Source organism: Streptomyces sp. x-80, from assembly GCF_046549095.1.
Lineage (GTDB): Bacteria > Actinomycetota > Actinomycetes > Streptomycetales > Streptomycetaceae > Streptomyces > Streptomyces celluloflavus.
Genome location: NZ_JAJPWM010000008.1, coordinates 387,826 through 402,883 on the forward strand (window position 1 = coordinate 387,826; position 15,058 = coordinate 402,883).

A 15,058-nucleotide genomic window follows, 5' to 3' on the forward strand; every position below is an offset into this window, starting at 1 on the left:
CGGACCGTGGCGATCACGCCGCTGTCACCGTCGGACGCCGCACGCGAACCTGATGGCGAACCCGAAGGGACACCACTCATGACTCGCATCGCCATCAACGGATTCGGCCGCATCGGACGCAATGTGCTGCGCGCGCTGCTCGAACGCGACAGCGACCTTGAGGTCGTCGCCGTCAACGACCTGACGGAGCCCGCAGCCCTCGCGCGGCTGCTCGCCTACGACACGACGGCGGGCCGGCTCGGTCGCCCGGTGACTGTCGACGGGGACGCCCTCGTCGTCGACGGCCGGCGCATCACCGTGCTCGCCGAGCGTGAACCGGCGCAGCTGCCCTGGGCCGAGCTGGGCGTCGACATCGTGCTGGAGGCGACCGGCCGCTTCACGTCGGCCACGGCCGCCCGCGCCCACCTCGACGCGGGCGCGGAAAGGGTACTCATCAGCGCGCCGGCGGACGGCGCCGATGTCACGCTCGCGTTCGGCGTCAACACCGACGCGTACGACCCGGCGGTGCACACGATCGTCTCGAACGCCTCGTGCACGACCAACGCGCTTGCGCCGCTGGCCTCGGTACTCGACGATCTCGCCGGCATCGAGCACGGCTTCATGACGACGGTGCACGCCTACACACAGGAGCAGAACCTCCAGGACGGTCCGCACCGCGACGCCCGCCGCGCCCGCGCCGCCGCTGTCAACATCGTGCCGACCACCACGGGCGCCGCCAAGGCGATCGGCCTCGTGCTGCCGAACCTCGACGGCAGGCTGTCGGGCGACTCGATCCGCGTGCCGGTTCCGGTGGGCTCGATCGTCGAACTCAACACGACCGTCGCCCGCGACGTGACGCGCGAGGACGTGCTGGCGGCGTACCGGGCCGCGGCGGAGGGGCCGCTCGCCGGCATCCTCGAATACTCGGACGACCCGCTCGTGTCGTCCGACATCACGGGCAATCCGGCCTCGTCGGTCTTCGACTCGGCCCTCACCCGCGTCGACGGCCGCCACGTCAAGGTGGTCGCCTGGTACGACAACGAGTGGGGCTTCTCGAACCGCGTGATCGATACGCTCGAACTCCTCGCCGCCGGCTGACCGGAAGCCGGTGCGGCCCCGCTTCGGGGGCCTCGCTGCCCAGCACCTCCGGTGAGCGCTCTGGTCGGCCGGCCAGGCCGACCAGAGCGCTCGGCCACACCCGGTCCCGCGCTTGCTCCGGCCGGGCTGCTCCCCGGTGAAGAGGTCCCGCTGTCCGCATGTCAGAGATGGCCGGGCTGTCTCGTCTGAGGTGGTGAAGACAGGTTCCGGGAAGAACCCGCCTCGACAACAAGGAGACAGGTCATGAGCGAGGAGCACACACACCGGAAGGTCGCGCTGGTCACCGGGGCGAACAAGGGGATCGGTCGTGGCGTGGCCGGGCAACTCGCCGCGCTGGGCATGACGGTCGTGATCGGGGCCAGGGACCCGCTGCGCGGCGAGGAGGCCGCCGCGGCGGTGCGCGCGGCCGGCGGCGATGCGCACGCGGTCACGTTGGACGTCACCGACCAGGCCACCGTCCACGAGGCCGCGAAGCAGGTCGAGGAGCGCTTCGGCCGGCTCGACGTGCTGGTCAACAACGCCGGCATCACCGGCTCCGGGCAGGTGTCGCCCGAAGACGCCCACGATCAAGTCCCCAGCTCCGTCGACCTGGACATGGTCCGGGCGGTGTTCGAGACCAACGTCTTCGGGGTGATCGCGGTGACCAACGCCATGGTGCCGCTGCTGCGGCGGTCACCGGCGCCACGCATCGTCAACGTGAGCAGTCATGCCGCGTCGCTGACTCTCACCAGCGATCCGGACGGCCCCTTCACGGCACTGCTGCCGTCGGCCGCGTATGCGCCGTCCAAGAGCGCGCTGACCGCCCTGACCGTGCAGTACGCCAATGAGCTGCGGAAGGACGGCATCCTCGTCAACGCGGTCGCCCCCGGCTTCGTCGACACGGACAGCAACAACCACACCGGGTTGCGCACGGTCGCACAGGGCGCCGCGGTCGTGGTGCGCCTGGCTACGCTCGGCGCGGACGGACCGACCGCCGGGTTCTTCAGTGCGGAGGGCCCGGTGCCCTGGTGAGGGTGGCCCTGGACAGCCGCGTGGTACGGGCCCGGCGATCCGGCTCGGCCCCGCTGTCGGCCGGACAACGGGGAGGGGCAGCTGATGGGCGCGGGGGCGGCTTCTCCCACCGGGAGCTCTGCCGCCCCCTCGTGGCGGCGTTGATGCGAGAAGGAGCCGGCGTGCCGAAGACCGAGGAGTTCCAGGAGCTGCGGCCGCTGCTGTTCTCGATCGCCTACCGCATCCTGGGCAGTGTGAGCGAGGCGGAGGACGCGGTCCAGGAGACCTGGCTGCGCTACCAGGCCACCTCCACCCGACCCGGGTCGGCCAAGGCGTTCCTGTCGACCGTGGTGACCCGGATCTCGATCGACGTCCTGCGCTCGGCCCGCGTCCGGCGGGAGGAGTACGCCGGACCGTGGCTCCCCGAACCGCTGCTGACCGACCCGTACGAGGATCCGGCGCGGTCGGCGGAGCTGGCGGACTCGCTGTCGATGGCGGCCCTGCTCCTGCTGGAGCGGCTCACCCCGCTCGAACGCGCGGTCTTCGTGCTGCGGGAGGTGTTCGCCTTCGGCTTCCCGGAGATCGCATCGGCCGTGGGACGGTCGGAGGCAGCGTGCCACCAGCTGGCGGTGCGGGCACGCCGTCACATGAGCGCGGGCCGGGCCCGGTTCGATGCCGACCGGAAGGAACGCGAGAAACTCGCCGAACGGTTCTTCGGCGCCTTCCGGGAAGGGGACATCGACGGGCTGGCCGAGCTGCTGGCCGCCGACATTCGCATGACCGGCGACAGTGGCGGCAAGGCCCCGCAGTTCGAGCCCGTCATCCTTGGTGCCGAGAACGTGCTCCGGGCGCTGGCGACGTTCGTCCCGCTGGTGATCAGGAGCGGTGGCGCCGTGGAGCCGCAGCAGGTGAACGGCCGGCCGGGCGCGGTCTTCCGCGACCGGCACGGCCAGGTCCTCGGCACCTGGGCGCTTGACGTACTCGACGGGCGGATCCGGACGATCCACGCAGTGAACAACCCCGACAAGCTCGGGCACGTCGGTCCCGTGGCGGACGCCTGGGAGGCCCTCCGCGCGGCGAACCAGGCACACCGGCCCGCAGGTTGAGCGGCGAGCCGACCGCGCTCCACCTCAGCCCTTGACGGCCTCCGCGATCCGGAGGGCGGCCTGGGTGGGCGTGAGGTGCGTGGTGTCGACGACCTCGGCCTCACGGTGGAGCCAGGTGCGGGCCGCCTCGGCGTAGGGCTCAAGGTATGCGAGGCGGAACGGGGAGTCGGGGCCGAGAACAGTGTCCCCCGCGATGCGCCCGCGGAGGGTGTCCTGGTCGGCGTGGAGGACGAAATGCCGTATCGGAATGGCATGCTGGGCGAGGCCCGCGCTGATCTCGCGCCAGTACTCCTCGACCAGGACGGTCATGGGCATCACCAGAGTGCCGCCGGTGTAGTCGAGTACGCGGCGGGCGGTCTCGACGACGAGTGGCCGCCACGGCGGCCAGTGCTGGAAGTTGTCCGTCGCCGGCAGCCCCGGGGTGATGTCCATGAGTGTCTCGCCGACCTTCTCGGCGTCGAACACCCGTGAATCCGGGATCAGCTGCTGCACGAGTGCACTGGTCGTCGTCTTGCCCGCGCCGTGGGTGCCGTTGAGCCATACGATCATGGGACCCACGCTAACCGTGCGCGGGCCGCGGGAACGGGCACAGCAGAAATCCGGTACGCATGCGTGGCTCGGCCCGCGAAGGACCGGTCCCGTGCGGGTCGCCGGCTGCCCTCAGGACGTCAGTGAGGTCCACCACCGGATGCCAGTGGTGCTGCCGCGAGGACTTGTCAGCAGAGGTCCGGGCCTGCCGGGTCGCCTCGGTGCGGAAGAAGTCGCTTTCCGGTGAGCGAATGGTGTCCGACACTGACGCGATGGATCAGCTTGAGCAGACCGTTGGACTCGTCCGTGACGTCTTGGCGCCAGAGCTCCTCGGCACCTACCTCCACGGTTCCGCCGCGTTCGGGGGTCTCGCTCCGGCCAGCGATCTGGACATCCTGGCCGTCACCCGGCGGAGCCTGGACGACCGGAGGCGGCGGGCGCTCCTTCAGGGCTTGCTGGAGATCTCCGGCCTCACCGCCGCGGTCCGGCCCGTCGAACTCACCGTCGTCGTCCAGTCCGAGGTCCGCCCCTGGCGGTTCCCGCCGACCGGGGACTTCCTCTACGGCGAGTGGCTGCGCGACGAACTCCGGGCGAGCGGGCCCCCGCAGCCCCGCTCGATGCCGGACCTGGCTCTCGTGCTCACCATGGTCCTGGCGGGCGACCACCCTCTCACCGGACCGCCTCCCGCCGAGCTTCTCGACCCCGTGCCGCACGCCGACCTCGTCGGGGCGAGCGTCGTGGGCATTCCCGAACTCCTCGACGACCTCACCGACGACACCCGCAACGTCCTGCTGACTCTCGCCCGCGTCTGGACCACCCTCGCCACCGGCGAGATCAAATCCAAGGACACCGCCGCGGACTGGGCTCTCGCGCGCCTCTCCCCGGAGCACCGTCCCGTCTTGGAACACGCCAGGCATTTGTACCTCAACTGCCACTATGCGGACGAGAACTGGAGCGACGGACTGAAGGCCCAGGTGCGTCCGCACGTGGACGAAGTACTCAGCCATATCGACAATCTGCGTCGACAGGCATGAGCCACCCCCTTGGACGCCTGCCCCGGTCACTCACGAATTGCGTCTGACGGTCCCGGCTTCCCCGGACCGGCGGAACGTGCGATGGCCTCATGCTCACCACACCGGGTCCTTGACGCGCTCCCGCACCGGGACGGGGGGATGCGCGAACTGCCCGCGCCTTTGTCGACGGGCGGGTCTCGCGGGACGCCGAACCGCCGGTGGGACTCGCATGCGGCCGCGGGCACCCGGCGCGAAGGTGCGGGTGTGCGCGCCGCCTGACTGCGCGGAGCGGCCGGCCGGAATGCGGCCTTTTTGAATGGGGGTTTCATGATTGACGTGATCATCGTCGGCGGTGGACCGACCGGCTTGAGGCCGGCCGGCGAGTTGCGGCTGCACGGCGTGCACACCTCTCGTCGGCTGCGGCGGCGGCCGCAGCACGGTGCGCAAGCTGCTCGGCGTCGGCTTCCCCGGTGGCCGGGCGGACCGGGTCGACCGCATCGTCGACGTCAGCGAGGAACCGGACGTACCCGCGGCGCTGCTGCGGCCGGACGGCCACGTGGCGTGGGTCGGTGACGATCAACGGGAACTGCTCGGCCGGCTGCCCAAGTGGTTCGGCGCTGCCGTCGGCTGAGCGCGCGGTCGCGGCTCGCAAGGGCGTGGCCCGTCTCCGGCCGAGTTCGGCGCGGCCCGGCACCGTACGCCGGATGTCCCTGACCCGCGTCGTCGGCAACCCCCGTACAGAGCAGGCGAGTTTGCTGACCGCCACCACAACAGGGGGGCACTGACGCGGGGTTGGCAGCGCCGGATCGAAGCCGGCGGACTCGGCCTCCGCTCTTACCGTGCCGGGAACGAGACGACTGGCGGTCCTTGGCCCGGTCACGACCGGGCACGCCACGGGGCTCGTCACGCCTCGCACGATGCCACACCGCGTCCCCGGTCCGCCTGCCCGTTCCCGGTGCGCCCGGCCGTCCCGGACCACCGTTCCATCGGCATGGCGTATGCACAGGTCAGTGGGTGTTTCACCGTTCCGGCGTCCCCTTCCACCCGCAGGTCGTTGCGGGCCGGGCCGTTCGCCTTCGAAGCTCTTGCCTGTCGGCAGGGTGTGCGGCACGCCGGTCCGGCAGGACCCCTGGCCGCTGCGGCCGCTACCGCCATCGCTGACGCCTGCGGTAGCGGTGGCGACAGCGCGTGGATCCCCGCGCCGGTGACCTCACCGCAAGGAGCGGTGCCCCCTGGTCCCCCGAGTTCCGGTTCCGGCCGGGAGCGCGACCGGGCCCCGACACGTCCGCGTATTCACTGTGGAAAAGGAAGTCATGAGAAATCGGAAGATGCTGTCTCTCGCCGCCGTGGCGAGTGCGACGGCCCTCACGATGGGGCTGATCGGCGCCGACACCGCGATGGGCGAGGAGAACGCCAGGAGCGGCTCCGGTGCCGGTGTCTGCAAGGCCCAGGGCGCCGTCGTGATGAATCCGCCCGGCGGGGGGAACATCGGCGCACAGCCGGACTTCGCCGGCCAGGCGGGCGCGAAGCTCACCACCAGCATCCTCAGCCTGGTGATGCAGGCCAGGGCGGCTTCGAAGGGCCGCGAGGACTTCGTCAAGAACATGGTGGACGAGGTCAACAAGACCACGGGCCCCGGCTACAACGTCGTGGTGGCCGACATCAGGCACGACCCCGACGACGTCGATCCGAACGGCCGCCCGCTGATCGACGCCGATATCAAGGGCAAGCCGGACGCGATGTTCGACGTCGAGTACTGCCAGGACTGGGACGGCACCAAGCACACCTACCGCACCTGGATCTTCGACTCCGAGGCCCAGTTCTCCAACTCCACCGACGGTGGCTGGATGAACTGGGGCTTCTCCGGCGTCTATGACGTCACCGACGCCACCGAACCGGAGCAGGGCGGCTACAAGAGCATCCATTTCCGGGCGACCCCCGAGCGCAACAGCCTGGAGCACCTGAAGCCGCGCACGCTCACCTACACCGAGCCCGGAGGCACCGAGCAGGAAGGCGTCCTCAATCCCACCGGGACCAACCCCCGGGAACTGGTCAGCAAGGAGAACGAGGACCGCATCACCGTCGAGGACGGCGGCGACCTGGTACAGAAGGTGCCGCACGTCTACAACAAGGACCTCGAAACACTGGCCGAGGCGCCCGGCAGGACCCGGATCCGGTGGACCACCTTCGCGCGGCCCATCCAGCGGTGGACGTTCGTGCCGGACGGCGACCGCTTCAAGATCGTGAGCGAGGAGACCGGCGGCGCCATGCACCTGGCCGGGGACGGATTCAGCGCGCCCAAGACCGTCTCCGCCGCCACCGGCGGCGACGCGACCTGGGAGCTGAGGCCGGAGAGCGACGGCTACTTCTCGCTCCGCGACGACAAGGGCGACTGCCTGGAGCAGCCCATCCCCAACTCCACGCTCTCGACTGCCACGTGCGACGGCTCGGACAAGCAGCAGTGGAAGCTGGACGGCTACGCGACGCAGTCCTTCTGACGGGAGGGCGGAAGTAGCGGGAGTGTCCTCCTGAAACAGCCGTCGCAGCGGTGATTCCGAACCGTTGCGACGGCCTCCCGCTTTTCCGCGGCCTCCCGCTCTTCCGCCGCGGTTCCCGCGCGCCGGGCCGGCCTGTTCCGTCGTCGTATGAGGCGCGCCGTTCAGGGAGCGGCGCCCGGTGGCCGGCCGGTGACCTGCCCTGCGGTCCTGTCGCGTACGGCCCTGCCGCGCCGCGGTCCGGTCGCCCGTGCCCGGTCAGGAACGCGGCTGATCGTCACGCTCCGCGTTCTTCTCCTTGATGCGTACCGTCTCTTTCCGGACCTCGGCCTGGGTGGCGCGTTCCTTCTGCAGCCACTCGGGGAGGTCCTTCTTCAGCGCGTCGATCTGCTCCGTGGTGAGGGCTTCCGTGATCCCGCCGCGCGCGAGGCCCGAGATGGAGACACCCAGCTTCGCCGCGACCACCGGGCGGGGGTGCGGACCGTTGCGCCGCAGCTCACGCAGCCACTCGGGCGGATCGGCCTGCAATGCGTTCAGCTCGCTGCGCGAGACGACGCCTTCCTGGAACTCGGCGGGGGTGGCCTCAAGGTACACACCCAGTTTCTTCGCCGCGGTTGCGGGCTTCATTGTCTGGGTGTTCTGGTGCGACGTCATGGTGTCAAGGGTACCGAGCGTGTCCGGCACCTTCGAACACGACCGGTAGCCTGGCACGGTGACAGGCTCAGAAGCACCCCCGTCGTTCCGGCTCGCCTACGTCCCGGGTGTGACCCCGACCAAATGGGTGCGTATCTGGAACGAGCGGTTGCCCGGCATCCCGCTGATCCTCGTCCCGGTGACCGCCGCCGAAGCGTCCGGTGTGCTGTGCGACCGCGGCGCCGACGCGGGTTTCGTACGGTTGCCGACCGGCCGGACGGACCTCAGCGCGATCCCCCTCTACGCCGAGACGACGGTGGTCGTGGTCCCCAAGGACCACCTCGTGGCGGCGGTCGACGAGGTGTCCGCCGAGGATCTGGCCGACGAGATCGTGCTGCATCCCCTCGACGACACCCTCGACTGGGAGCGCCCGCCGGGGCGGCCCGCGAACGAGCGCCCCGCCACGACCGCGGACGCCATCGAGCTGGTGGCGGCGGGCGTGGGGCTCCTCGTCGTCCCGCAGTCGCTCGCCCGCCTGCACCACCGTAAGGACCTCACCTACCGGCCGGTCACGGACGCCCCTCAGTCGCGGGTCGCACTGTCGTGGCCGGCGGACGAGACCACCGACATGGTGGAGGACTTCATCGGGATCGTCCGGGGGCGGACGGTCAACAGTTCACGGGGCCGCACCGCCGCCCCGGCGCAGGAGACGCAGCGCAAGCGCCCCGACACCCGCGGTGGGCAGCGGAAGCCCGCGGCCGGTAAGTCGGCCGGTAAGCCGTCCGGCAAGAGCTCACGGGGCGGTTCCGGCAGCCCCAAGGGCGGCAAGCGCGGCAAGCCTCGCCGCCGGTCCTGACCCTGGCGTCGCGCACCGTACGGGCAGCCCCGGTACCGGTGCCGGCGTTCCCGTTGCCCTGGTACGGGCCCGCCGCGGCGGCGACGTCCCCCAGGCCGGGGCCCTGGCGAGCCGGCGCCCGGGAGCGGCACCCCCGTACCGCCACCGAGGAGGCGCGCGGAGCGCCGGCGGGCCAGGGATACGGCCTGGGGACGCCCCGCGGGAGAACGCGACGGCCGGTCACCACGCCACGTCACCGGTGCGGCGCCCCGCCGCGCGGCGGCGGTCAGTATCCGGCCGGGCGCACCAGTCCCGTCTCGTAGGCGAAGACCGCGGCCTGGGTGCGGTCGCGCAGGCCCAGTTTGACCAGGATCCGGCTCACATGGGTCTTGACGGTCTGTTCCGCCACCACCAGCCGCGTGGCGATCTCCGCGTTCGACAGGCCCTGCGCGATCAGCGACAGGACCTCGGTCTCGCGTTCCGTCAGATCGCCGACGCGGTCCTTGAGGGGGGTGCGCGGGGCGCCGGTCATCCGGGAGAACTCGGCGATGAGGCGCTTGGTGATGTTCGGGGCGAGCAGGGCGTCGCCGGCCGCCACCACCCGTACCGCCTGGGCGAGTTCGGCGGCCGACGCGTCCTTCAGCAGGAATCCGGACGCGCCCGCACGCAGCGCCTCGTACACGTACTCGTCGAGGTCGAAGGTGGTCAGCACGAGCACCTTGACGGTGGCGCCGGCCGGTCCGGTGATACGGCGGGTCGCCTCGATGCCGCCGAGGGCGGGCATCCGGATGTCCATCAGGACGACGTCCGGGGCGAGTTCGGCGACCTTGGCGACGGCGTCGAGGCCGTCCACGGCCTGGCCGACGACCTCGATGCCGGGTTCGGCGTTGAGCAGCACCGTGAAGCCCTGGCGGACCATCATCTGGTCGTCGGCGATCAGCACGCGGATGGTCGTCATGCACTGGCCTCAACAGGGTCGGCGGGCGCCTTCGGGGCGGTGGCGGGCAGGATCGCGGTCACTTCCCAGCCGCCGTCGGGAGTGCGGCCGGTGGCCAGTTCGCCGCCGAGCATGGCGGTGCGTTCGCGCATGCCCAGCAGCCCGTGACCGGTGTCCGGCGGGAACGGTACGGGCTCCCGCGGCGCGGTGTTGGCGATCCGCAGGGTGAGACCGTCCGGCCGGTATCCGATCGCCACCCGTACCGCCGCCCCGGGCGCGTGCCGCAGCACGTTGCTGAGCGCCTCCTGGACGATGCGGAACGCCGACAGTTCGACACCCGGCGAGAGCGGGCGCGGCTCGCCGGTGGTCTCCGTGGTGACCGTGAGCCCGGCGCCGCGCACCTTGGCGACCACCTCGTCCAGCCGGTCGAGGGTGGGCTGCGGAGCGTGCCGTACCCCCTGCGCCCCGGCGTCCTCCGTGCGCAGCACGCCCAGGACCCGCCGCAGTTCGGTCAGCGCCTCGACGGCGCTCTCGCGGATGCCCGCGAGGTTCTCCGTCAGCTCCTCGGTCGGGTCGTCGACCAGATGCGGGGCGACCTGCGCCTGGATGGAGATCACCGACATGTGGTGGGCGACCACGTCGTGCAGCTCGCGGGCGATCCGGTTGCGCTCCTCCAGCAGCGTGCGCCGGGACCGTTCCTCGGCGGTGAGCTCCTCCTGCCGGACCAGCCGGGTACGGGCCACCCGGCGGCCGCGCAGCGCGGTGCCGACCACCACCGCGGTCGCGAAGATCACGGCGCCCCGCGTCAGGACCTGGTTGTGGTTCTGGGTCGCCAGGGAGGTGTTGAGCAGCCCCGCGAGGACGGTGAGTCCCAGCGCCTCGACCGCGATCCGGGGACGGACCCGCAGCGCGAGGAGGAGCAGCACGAGGGTGTGCAGGGCGATTCCCGCGACGCTCCAGGGCCACAGCGTGTCGCGGTCGGCTCCGGTCTCCGCGGCCGCCGCGGTCGCGGACAGCGCGATCGTCGACAGCCACCAGGCCGGCACCGGGCGGGACAGCGCGAGCAGCGCGGCCGCCGGCTGGAGCACGACGATCAGTGTCCAGACCGCCGACGCCTCCCCGAGCACCTGCCGGGCCTGGTTGGCGTTGAGCACGCCCATGATCGCCACGAAGAGCATCAGATGGACATGCGGCAGCCAGCCCAGCAGGCCCGCGCTCGGCAGCGGGTCGCGCGCCACCGTCCACAGGTCGCCGCGCATGGCGCGCGGCGCCTTCCGCAGACCGTCGCGTACGGTGCGCGGCGCCTTCCTCAGGAACGCCGTCAGACGCTCCCGGTCCCCCTCGGCAACAAGATCCACGACGTCCAGCCTAGGCACGGTGCGTCACCGTCTCCCGGCCGGGGCGGTGCGCACGTACGACCCGGGTGCCCCCGCGCCGTGCTCGCCGTCCCTGCTCGTACGTGCGGAACGCGGCCCAGCACACCAGCAGCGCCACCGCGAACACCGGCAGCCAGGCGAGGCGGGCGAGGATCCAGGCGGGGCTGTCGGGCACGGTGTGCAGGCCGGGCAGCGGCCCGCCCGCCAGCAGACCGGTCGCGGTGACCGCCATCATCGCGCTCTGATGCCACAGGAAGACGGTCATCGCGGAGAGATTCACCAGCGCCACCGCCGCCCATGCCCCGGGCCTGGCCAGCAGGCGCCGCAGCGGGCCCAGCAGCAGGAGGGCGGCACCGCACTGGGCGAGGCCGAAGGTGACGGCGGCCAGGGTCGGCGGGTTGAGGTTGGAGACGGCGGCGCCGGGCACCCCGACCATGGCGGCGGGATAGCCCGCGCCGACCACCAGTGCGGCGGTCGCGGCCGCTCCCCCGGCCAGCAGCACCACCGCGGTGCTGCGGCCGCGCAGCGCGCCGCGGGCCCAGGCCGTCCCCAGGCAGTACGGGACCAGCCAGCCCGCCGCCACATTGATCCAGCCCAGCCAGCCGGGCCCGCCCAGGGCGAAGCGGACCAGGTCGACGTGGAGCACCACGGCGAGCGGCCACAGCGGGTGCAGCCGGGCCACCAGCGGGGTCGCCGCCGTCAGGCCGGCGAAGACCAGCAGGAACCACAGCGGGGACAGCACCAGCTTGAGCAGCGTGTGCACCGTCTCCAGGCCGGTGCCGGCGGCGAGCATCGCGCCCGCCGCCACGGTCCACACCACCAGGACGGCGGCCACCGGCCAGCACAGGCGCGCCATCCGGGCGCCGAACCACTGCCCGTAGGTGGCGCCCCGGGCGCGGGCCGCGGCGTAGCTGCCGGCGGCCACCCGGCCGCCGACCAGGAAGAAGACCGCCAGGGTCTGCAACAGCCAGGAGACGGGAGTGAGTTGGGGCAGGTGCTGGAGCGGGCTGGCGGTGTGCAGGGTGCCGCTGTCGGCGACCAGGGCGGTCACCAGCCAGTGGCCGAGCACCACGCCCCCGATGGCCAGGGCGCGCAGGGCGTCGAGGGCGCGGTCGCGGCCGGGTGGCGTGGCCGCGTCGATGCGCCGGACGAGGCCGCGCAGGCGGCTTGACGTGATCATCGGGGCTCCTTGGCAGGGGTGCGGCCCAGGACGATCCGGGCGAGGTTCTCCAGGGACAGGGAGTGGGGCGTGAGGTAGTCGCTGTGGCCGCCGGTGCCCGCGGCGAAGAGGCGGGCACCGAACTCCGGTGAGAGCGGGTCGGTGCCCAGGCCGAGGGTGGTGAAGGGCAGCGGCAGCCGGGTGTGGGGCACGTGGGCGACCCAGTCGCCGGCGGCGCGGCCGGCCCAGACGGTGGCCGGGGTGCGCAGGGCGGCGGCGGTCCCGGCGCCGGTGCCGGGGCTGCCGTACAGGACGATGTCGGCGACCCGCAGCCCGGCCGCGGCCCGCCCGCAGACCACGGAACCGTAGGAGTGGCACAGGAGAGCGACCCGGGCGGCGGGCCGCAGCACCCCCAGTTGCCCGACGAACGCGCGGAGTTGGGGTGCGGCTTCCTGCGCGCGGTCGGGGGTGAGGACAACGGGGCTGATGGTGTCCGGCGTCCGGTATCCGAGCCAGGCGACGACGGCGGAGCCGGCCCCCAGCTCCCGCTGGAGCGCCGTCGCGCCGGAGCGGAAGCGGGCGTAGTGGTCGAGGCTGGTGTCCGAGCCGGGGACCAGGACGGCGATCCGCTCGGCCCGGGACAGGTCGCCGAAGACCTCGGTGGTGCGGCCGCCGTCCCGGCCGTCGAAGGACAGGAAGTGCCGGTGCGGGTCCGCCATGGCGCGCAGTGCGGCGGCCCGCCCCCGGTCACCGTGCGCGGCCGCCGCCCGGCCGGCCGCCCGGATACCGTCCCGCACCGCGGCATACCGCCCGGCGAGAGCCGCGGGCGTCGCCGCCCCCAGCGGGGCGAGCACGGCCGGTTCCGGCGCCGGCACCGCCCCGGGACCCGCCGCACCCGACACCGGCACCGCCACCGACGCGACGACGAGCGCCGCGAGCACGGCACGCCACCCACGCCCCCGGCGCGAACGGCCGCCGGGTGAACGGCCGCTGGGCGGGCGGTCGCCGCGCAGCGGACTTCTGCGCGGGCGGCTGCTACGCGGGCGGGGCACCATCGCGGAGGTCCTTCCGTACCGGGGTGTGTCGTGCTTCCGGTACCGAAGCTATGAACCGCCGCGCGTGGTCGGCGTCCCTCCGGGGAGCACACCTTCCGCGTAGCTCCGAAGTACTACGGGTAGGGGGCGGGCCGGTCACCGTCCGGCTGCCGGCCCGCGCCGGCGAGCTGCCGGGGGGTGACGTCGAAACGGTTGAAGAGACTCGACACCCGACATACCGATCATGAGGACCAGGGCCGCGAGTTGCCGCTCGTCGTAGTACCTGGTGGCCTCGGTCCGGATCTCGTCCGGCACCGGGTCGCTCCGGTCGCCGAGCCGGGTGACGGCCTCGGTGCGGGCGAGGGCGGCGCGTTCGGCGTCGGCGACATGGCGACATGGCAGCGAAATGCGCCGCCTCCCGCCAGACCGCCACCGCGAAGAGCCGCTCCTCGCGCGCACCCGCCTTCCGCGCACCGCACGCACCCCCCGTCGACGCAGTACGAGGTGCGCACCGCCGCCGCGCGCGGACGGCGTCCGACGCCGCCGCGGAGGGCGCCTGTCGCCGTGCACGGTGCCGGTGCGAGACTTCGACGGGCACCACCACGCACCGTCCGGACGAGAGCGCCGAGCGCATGCGCAGCCGCGGCGGCTATCAGGACCGGCTATCAGGACCGGTGGATCGAGTGCACCCCCGACGCCGTGCGGATTCGCGGCTACTACTTCCCGTGGGGGACCAAGACCGTCCCGTACCCCTCGATCCGCGCGATCCGGCAGGTGACGCTGGGCCCGGTCAGCGGACAGGCGCGCCTGTGGGGGACCGCGAACCCCCGTTACCGGGCGAGCCTGGACCCGGGGCGGGCCGGCAAGAACACCGGGCTCGTCCTCGATCTCGGAAAATTCGTCCGGCCCTTCATCACCCCGGACGATCCCGCGGCCGTGGCGGCCCTCATCTGCGACCGTGCCGACCTCGTCCTTTCCCGCTGACAGCGGTCTTCGCGGCACCTCCCGGAGCGGCCCGAGGCGAGCGCGGCGTCCCCGGCGACACCCCACCGGTCCCAGGTACACCAGGTGAACGGGCCGTGAAGAGGCCCGGTCGAGCGCATACTGGAGGCGATGACAAAGCCAGCCATGATCAAGCGCCCCCTGCCCACCAGCCCCTTCAAAGCCGCCGCCGCGCCGCCCCTCAAGGTGTTCGCCGTGGGCGACCGGGTCACCCATGACGTGCACGGTCTCGGCCGGGTCACCGCGGTCGAGGACGGAATCGCGGTGCTCGTCGACTTCGGCTCGTTGCAGGAACGGATCACGAGCCCGTACCCCAAGTTGACCATTCTCTAGGCCCACCGGGTCCGTGGCACCACCGGGCGGCCAGTACTTCCGCGCCGGAGCCGGGGCGAGGCGAACCACCGGGCTCGCCCTCTCCCCCCGGCGCCATACGGCGCTGAGCACCGGCCGGTTGAGATCACGACCCTGAGCTGACGCGTCCGCGCGTACCCACCCGCCGACGGGCACTCCCGGCTGCGCTGCCGGGCCCTCCCCTTCATCGACACCGCGTACGACGACGACGCCCAGCCCGCCGAGCCTCCGGTCTCCGCCCCTGGCCTCGAAGACACCTGGACGCGGGACGATGCCAGGACACTGCGCCGGTACCGGGCGACGGGCCGCACCGGGAGCGGTCACCACCTGCGCGTCCACGCGAACCACTGCACCGCTGCCGGGGAGCCCGGCCGCGCGATCGACGGTCCGCGCCCCGGTCCGCGCCCCATGGCCTTCCCGTGGCCTTTCCGCACGCACCGCTCGCCGACGAGGCGCGGCCGCGGTGTGGGTTCCGCCGCACCGCCCGCCCGGCACAGGGCCGGAAAATCCCGTGGCGGAACC

The 15,058-nt window shown here is 72.5% G+C and carries 14 protein-coding genes and 2 pseudogenes; 10 read left to right on the plus strand and 6 right to left on the minus strand.

Annotation, left to right across the window (positions count from 1 at the left end):
• Positions 1-78: 78 nt before the first annotated feature.
• From gap to ACLJWH_RS19125, 3 genes are all read left to right on the plus strand, one after another.
• Positions 79-1,077, plus strand: coding sequence for a type I glyceraldehyde-3-phosphate dehydrogenase (gene gap / locus ACLJWH_RS19115; RefSeq protein ID WP_411142919.1), 999 nt, complete (start codon positions 79-81; stop codon positions 1,075-1,077).
• A gap of 243 nt (positions 1,078-1,320) precedes the next feature.
• Positions 1,321-2,088: an SDR family NAD(P)-dependent oxidoreductase gene (locus ACLJWH_RS19120; RefSeq protein ID WP_411142920.1), complete on the plus strand. Its 768-nt coding sequence runs from the start codon at positions 1,321-1,323 to the stop codon at positions 2,086-2,088.
• A 161-nt stretch (positions 2,089-2,249) separates the two neighbouring features.
• Complete coding sequence (locus ACLJWH_RS19125) at positions 2,250-3,173, plus strand: RNA polymerase sigma-70 factor (RefSeq protein ID WP_411142921.1); 924 nt, start codon at positions 2,250-2,252, stop codon at positions 3,171-3,173.
• A 24-nt stretch (positions 3,174-3,197) separates the two neighbouring features.
• Here ACLJWH_RS19125 and ACLJWH_RS19130 read toward each other — a convergent pair whose 3' ends face one another.
• Entirely contained in the window at positions 3,198-3,722 is a 525-nt protein-coding gene (locus ACLJWH_RS19130) for an ATP-binding protein (protein ID WP_411142922.1), read from the minus strand.
• A gap of 251 nt (positions 3,723-3,973) precedes the next feature.
• Between ACLJWH_RS19130 and ACLJWH_RS19135 the strand changes: the two genes are divergently transcribed.
• From ACLJWH_RS19135 to ACLJWH_RS19150, 4 genes and pseudogenes are all read left to right on the plus strand, one after another.
• A complete protein-coding gene (locus ACLJWH_RS19135) occupies positions 3,974-4,735 on the plus strand; it encodes an aminoglycoside adenylyltransferase family protein (protein ID WP_411142923.1) in 762 nt (253 codons plus the stop codon).
• Between the two features lie 306 nt (positions 4,736-5,041).
• Positions 5,042-5,110, plus strand: a pseudogene (locus ACLJWH_RS19140) (hypothetical protein); the annotation flags it as partial.
• Positions 5,111-5,186: 76 nt separating this feature from the next.
• A pseudogene (locus ACLJWH_RS19145) lies at positions 5,187-5,345 on the plus strand (FAD-dependent oxidoreductase); the annotation flags it as partial.
• Positions 5,346-6,027: 682 nt separating this feature from the next.
• Complete coding sequence (locus tag ACLJWH_RS19150) at positions 6,028-7,212, plus strand: RICIN domain-containing protein (RefSeq protein WP_411142924.1); 1,185 nt, start codon at positions 6,028-6,030, stop codon at positions 7,210-7,212.
• A gap of 255 nt (positions 7,213-7,467) precedes the next feature.
• Here ACLJWH_RS19150 and ACLJWH_RS19155 read toward each other — a convergent pair whose 3' ends face one another.
• Positions 7,468-7,863, minus strand: a complete 396-nt coding sequence (locus ACLJWH_RS19155) for a DUF5997 family protein (RefSeq protein ID WP_411142925.1) — start codon at positions 7,861-7,863, stop codon at positions 7,468-7,470.
• 58 nt (positions 7,864-7,921) lie between these two features.
• Between ACLJWH_RS19155 and ACLJWH_RS19160 the strand changes: the two genes are divergently transcribed.
• Positions 7,922-8,698, plus strand: coding sequence for a LysR family transcriptional regulator substrate-binding protein (locus ACLJWH_RS19160; protein WP_411142926.1), 777 nt, complete (start codon positions 7,922-7,924; stop codon positions 8,696-8,698).
• 265 nt (positions 8,699-8,963) lie between these two features.
• On the opposite strand, the gene ACLJWH_RS19165 is transcribed toward ACLJWH_RS19160, so the two are convergent.
• From ACLJWH_RS19165 to ACLJWH_RS19180, 4 genes are all read right to left on the minus strand, one after another.
• Complete coding sequence (locus ACLJWH_RS19165; protein WP_411142927.1) at positions 8,964-9,635, minus strand: response regulator; 672 nt, start codon at positions 9,633-9,635, stop codon at positions 8,964-8,966.
• Positions 9,632-10,873 (minus strand): sensor histidine kinase, encoded by a 1,242-nt coding sequence (locus ACLJWH_RS19170; protein WP_411142967.1) that lies wholly within the window; start codon positions 10,871-10,873, stop codon positions 9,632-9,634. Before ACLJWH_RS19170 ends, ACLJWH_RS19165 begins: the two co-directional genes overlap by 4 nt.
• Positions 10,874-10,982: 109 nt before the next feature.
• Positions 10,983-12,170, minus strand: a complete 1,188-nt coding sequence (locus ACLJWH_RS19175) for an acyltransferase family protein (RefSeq protein ID WP_411142928.1) — start codon at positions 12,168-12,170, stop codon at positions 10,983-10,985.
• Complete coding sequence (locus tag ACLJWH_RS19180) at positions 12,167-13,090, minus strand: alpha/beta hydrolase (RefSeq protein ID WP_411142929.1); 924 nt, start codon at positions 13,088-13,090, stop codon at positions 12,167-12,169. The genes ACLJWH_RS19175 and ACLJWH_RS19180 overlap by 4 nt, the downstream gene beginning before the upstream one ends.
• A 792-nt stretch (positions 13,091-13,882) precedes the next feature.
• Here ACLJWH_RS19180 and ACLJWH_RS19185 point away from each other — a divergent pair.
• Together ACLJWH_RS19185 and ACLJWH_RS19190 are read left to right on the plus strand one after the other, a co-directional pair.
• Entirely contained in the window at positions 13,883-14,167 is a 285-nt protein-coding gene (locus tag ACLJWH_RS19185) for a hypothetical protein (RefSeq protein ID WP_411142930.1), read from the plus strand.
• Between the two features lie 129 nt (positions 14,168-14,296).
• Positions 14,297-14,518, plus strand: coding sequence for a hypothetical protein (locus ACLJWH_RS19190; RefSeq protein ID WP_411142931.1), 222 nt, complete (start codon positions 14,297-14,299; stop codon positions 14,516-14,518).
• Positions 14,519-15,058 lie beyond the last annotated feature (540 nt).

Excerpts from the sequence above, each read along its gene's own strand:
- gap (WP_411142919.1), top strand. The coding sequence starts at position 79 with ATGACTCGCATCGCCATCAACGGATTCGGCCGCATCGGACGCAATGTG.
- ACLJWH_RS19120 (WP_411142920.1), top strand. The coding sequence starts at position 1,321 with ATGAGCGAGGAGCACACACACCGGAAGGTCGCGCTGGTCACCGGGGCG.
- ACLJWH_RS19130 (WP_411142922.1), bottom strand. The coding sequence starts at position 3,722 with ATGATCGTATGGCTCAACGGCACCCACGGCGCGGGCAAGACGACGACC.
- ACLJWH_RS19135 (WP_411142923.1), top strand. The coding sequence starts at position 3,974 with ATGGATCAGCTTGAGCAGACCGTTGGACTCGTCCGTGACGTCTTGGCG.
- ACLJWH_RS19150 (WP_411142924.1), top strand. The coding sequence starts at position 6,028 with ATGAGAAATCGGAAGATGCTGTCTCTCGCCGCCGTGGCGAGTGCGACG.
- ACLJWH_RS19155 (WP_411142925.1), bottom strand. The coding sequence starts at position 7,863 with ATGACGTCGCACCAGAACACCCAGACAATGAAGCCCGCAACCGCGGCG.
- ACLJWH_RS19165 (WP_411142927.1), bottom strand. The coding sequence starts at position 9,635 with ATGACGACCATCCGCGTGCTGATCGCCGACGACCAGATGATGGTCCGC.
- ACLJWH_RS19170 (WP_411142967.1), bottom strand. The coding sequence starts at position 10,873 with ATGCGCGGCGACCTGTGGACGGTGGCGCGCGACCCGCTGCCGAGCGCG.
- ACLJWH_RS19175 (WP_411142928.1), bottom strand. The coding sequence starts at position 12,170 with ATGATCACGTCAAGCCGCCTGCGCGGCCTCGTCCGGCGCATCGACGCG.
- ACLJWH_RS19190 (WP_411142931.1), top strand. The coding sequence starts at position 14,297 with ATGACAAAGCCAGCCATGATCAAGCGCCCCCTGCCCACCAGCCCCTTC.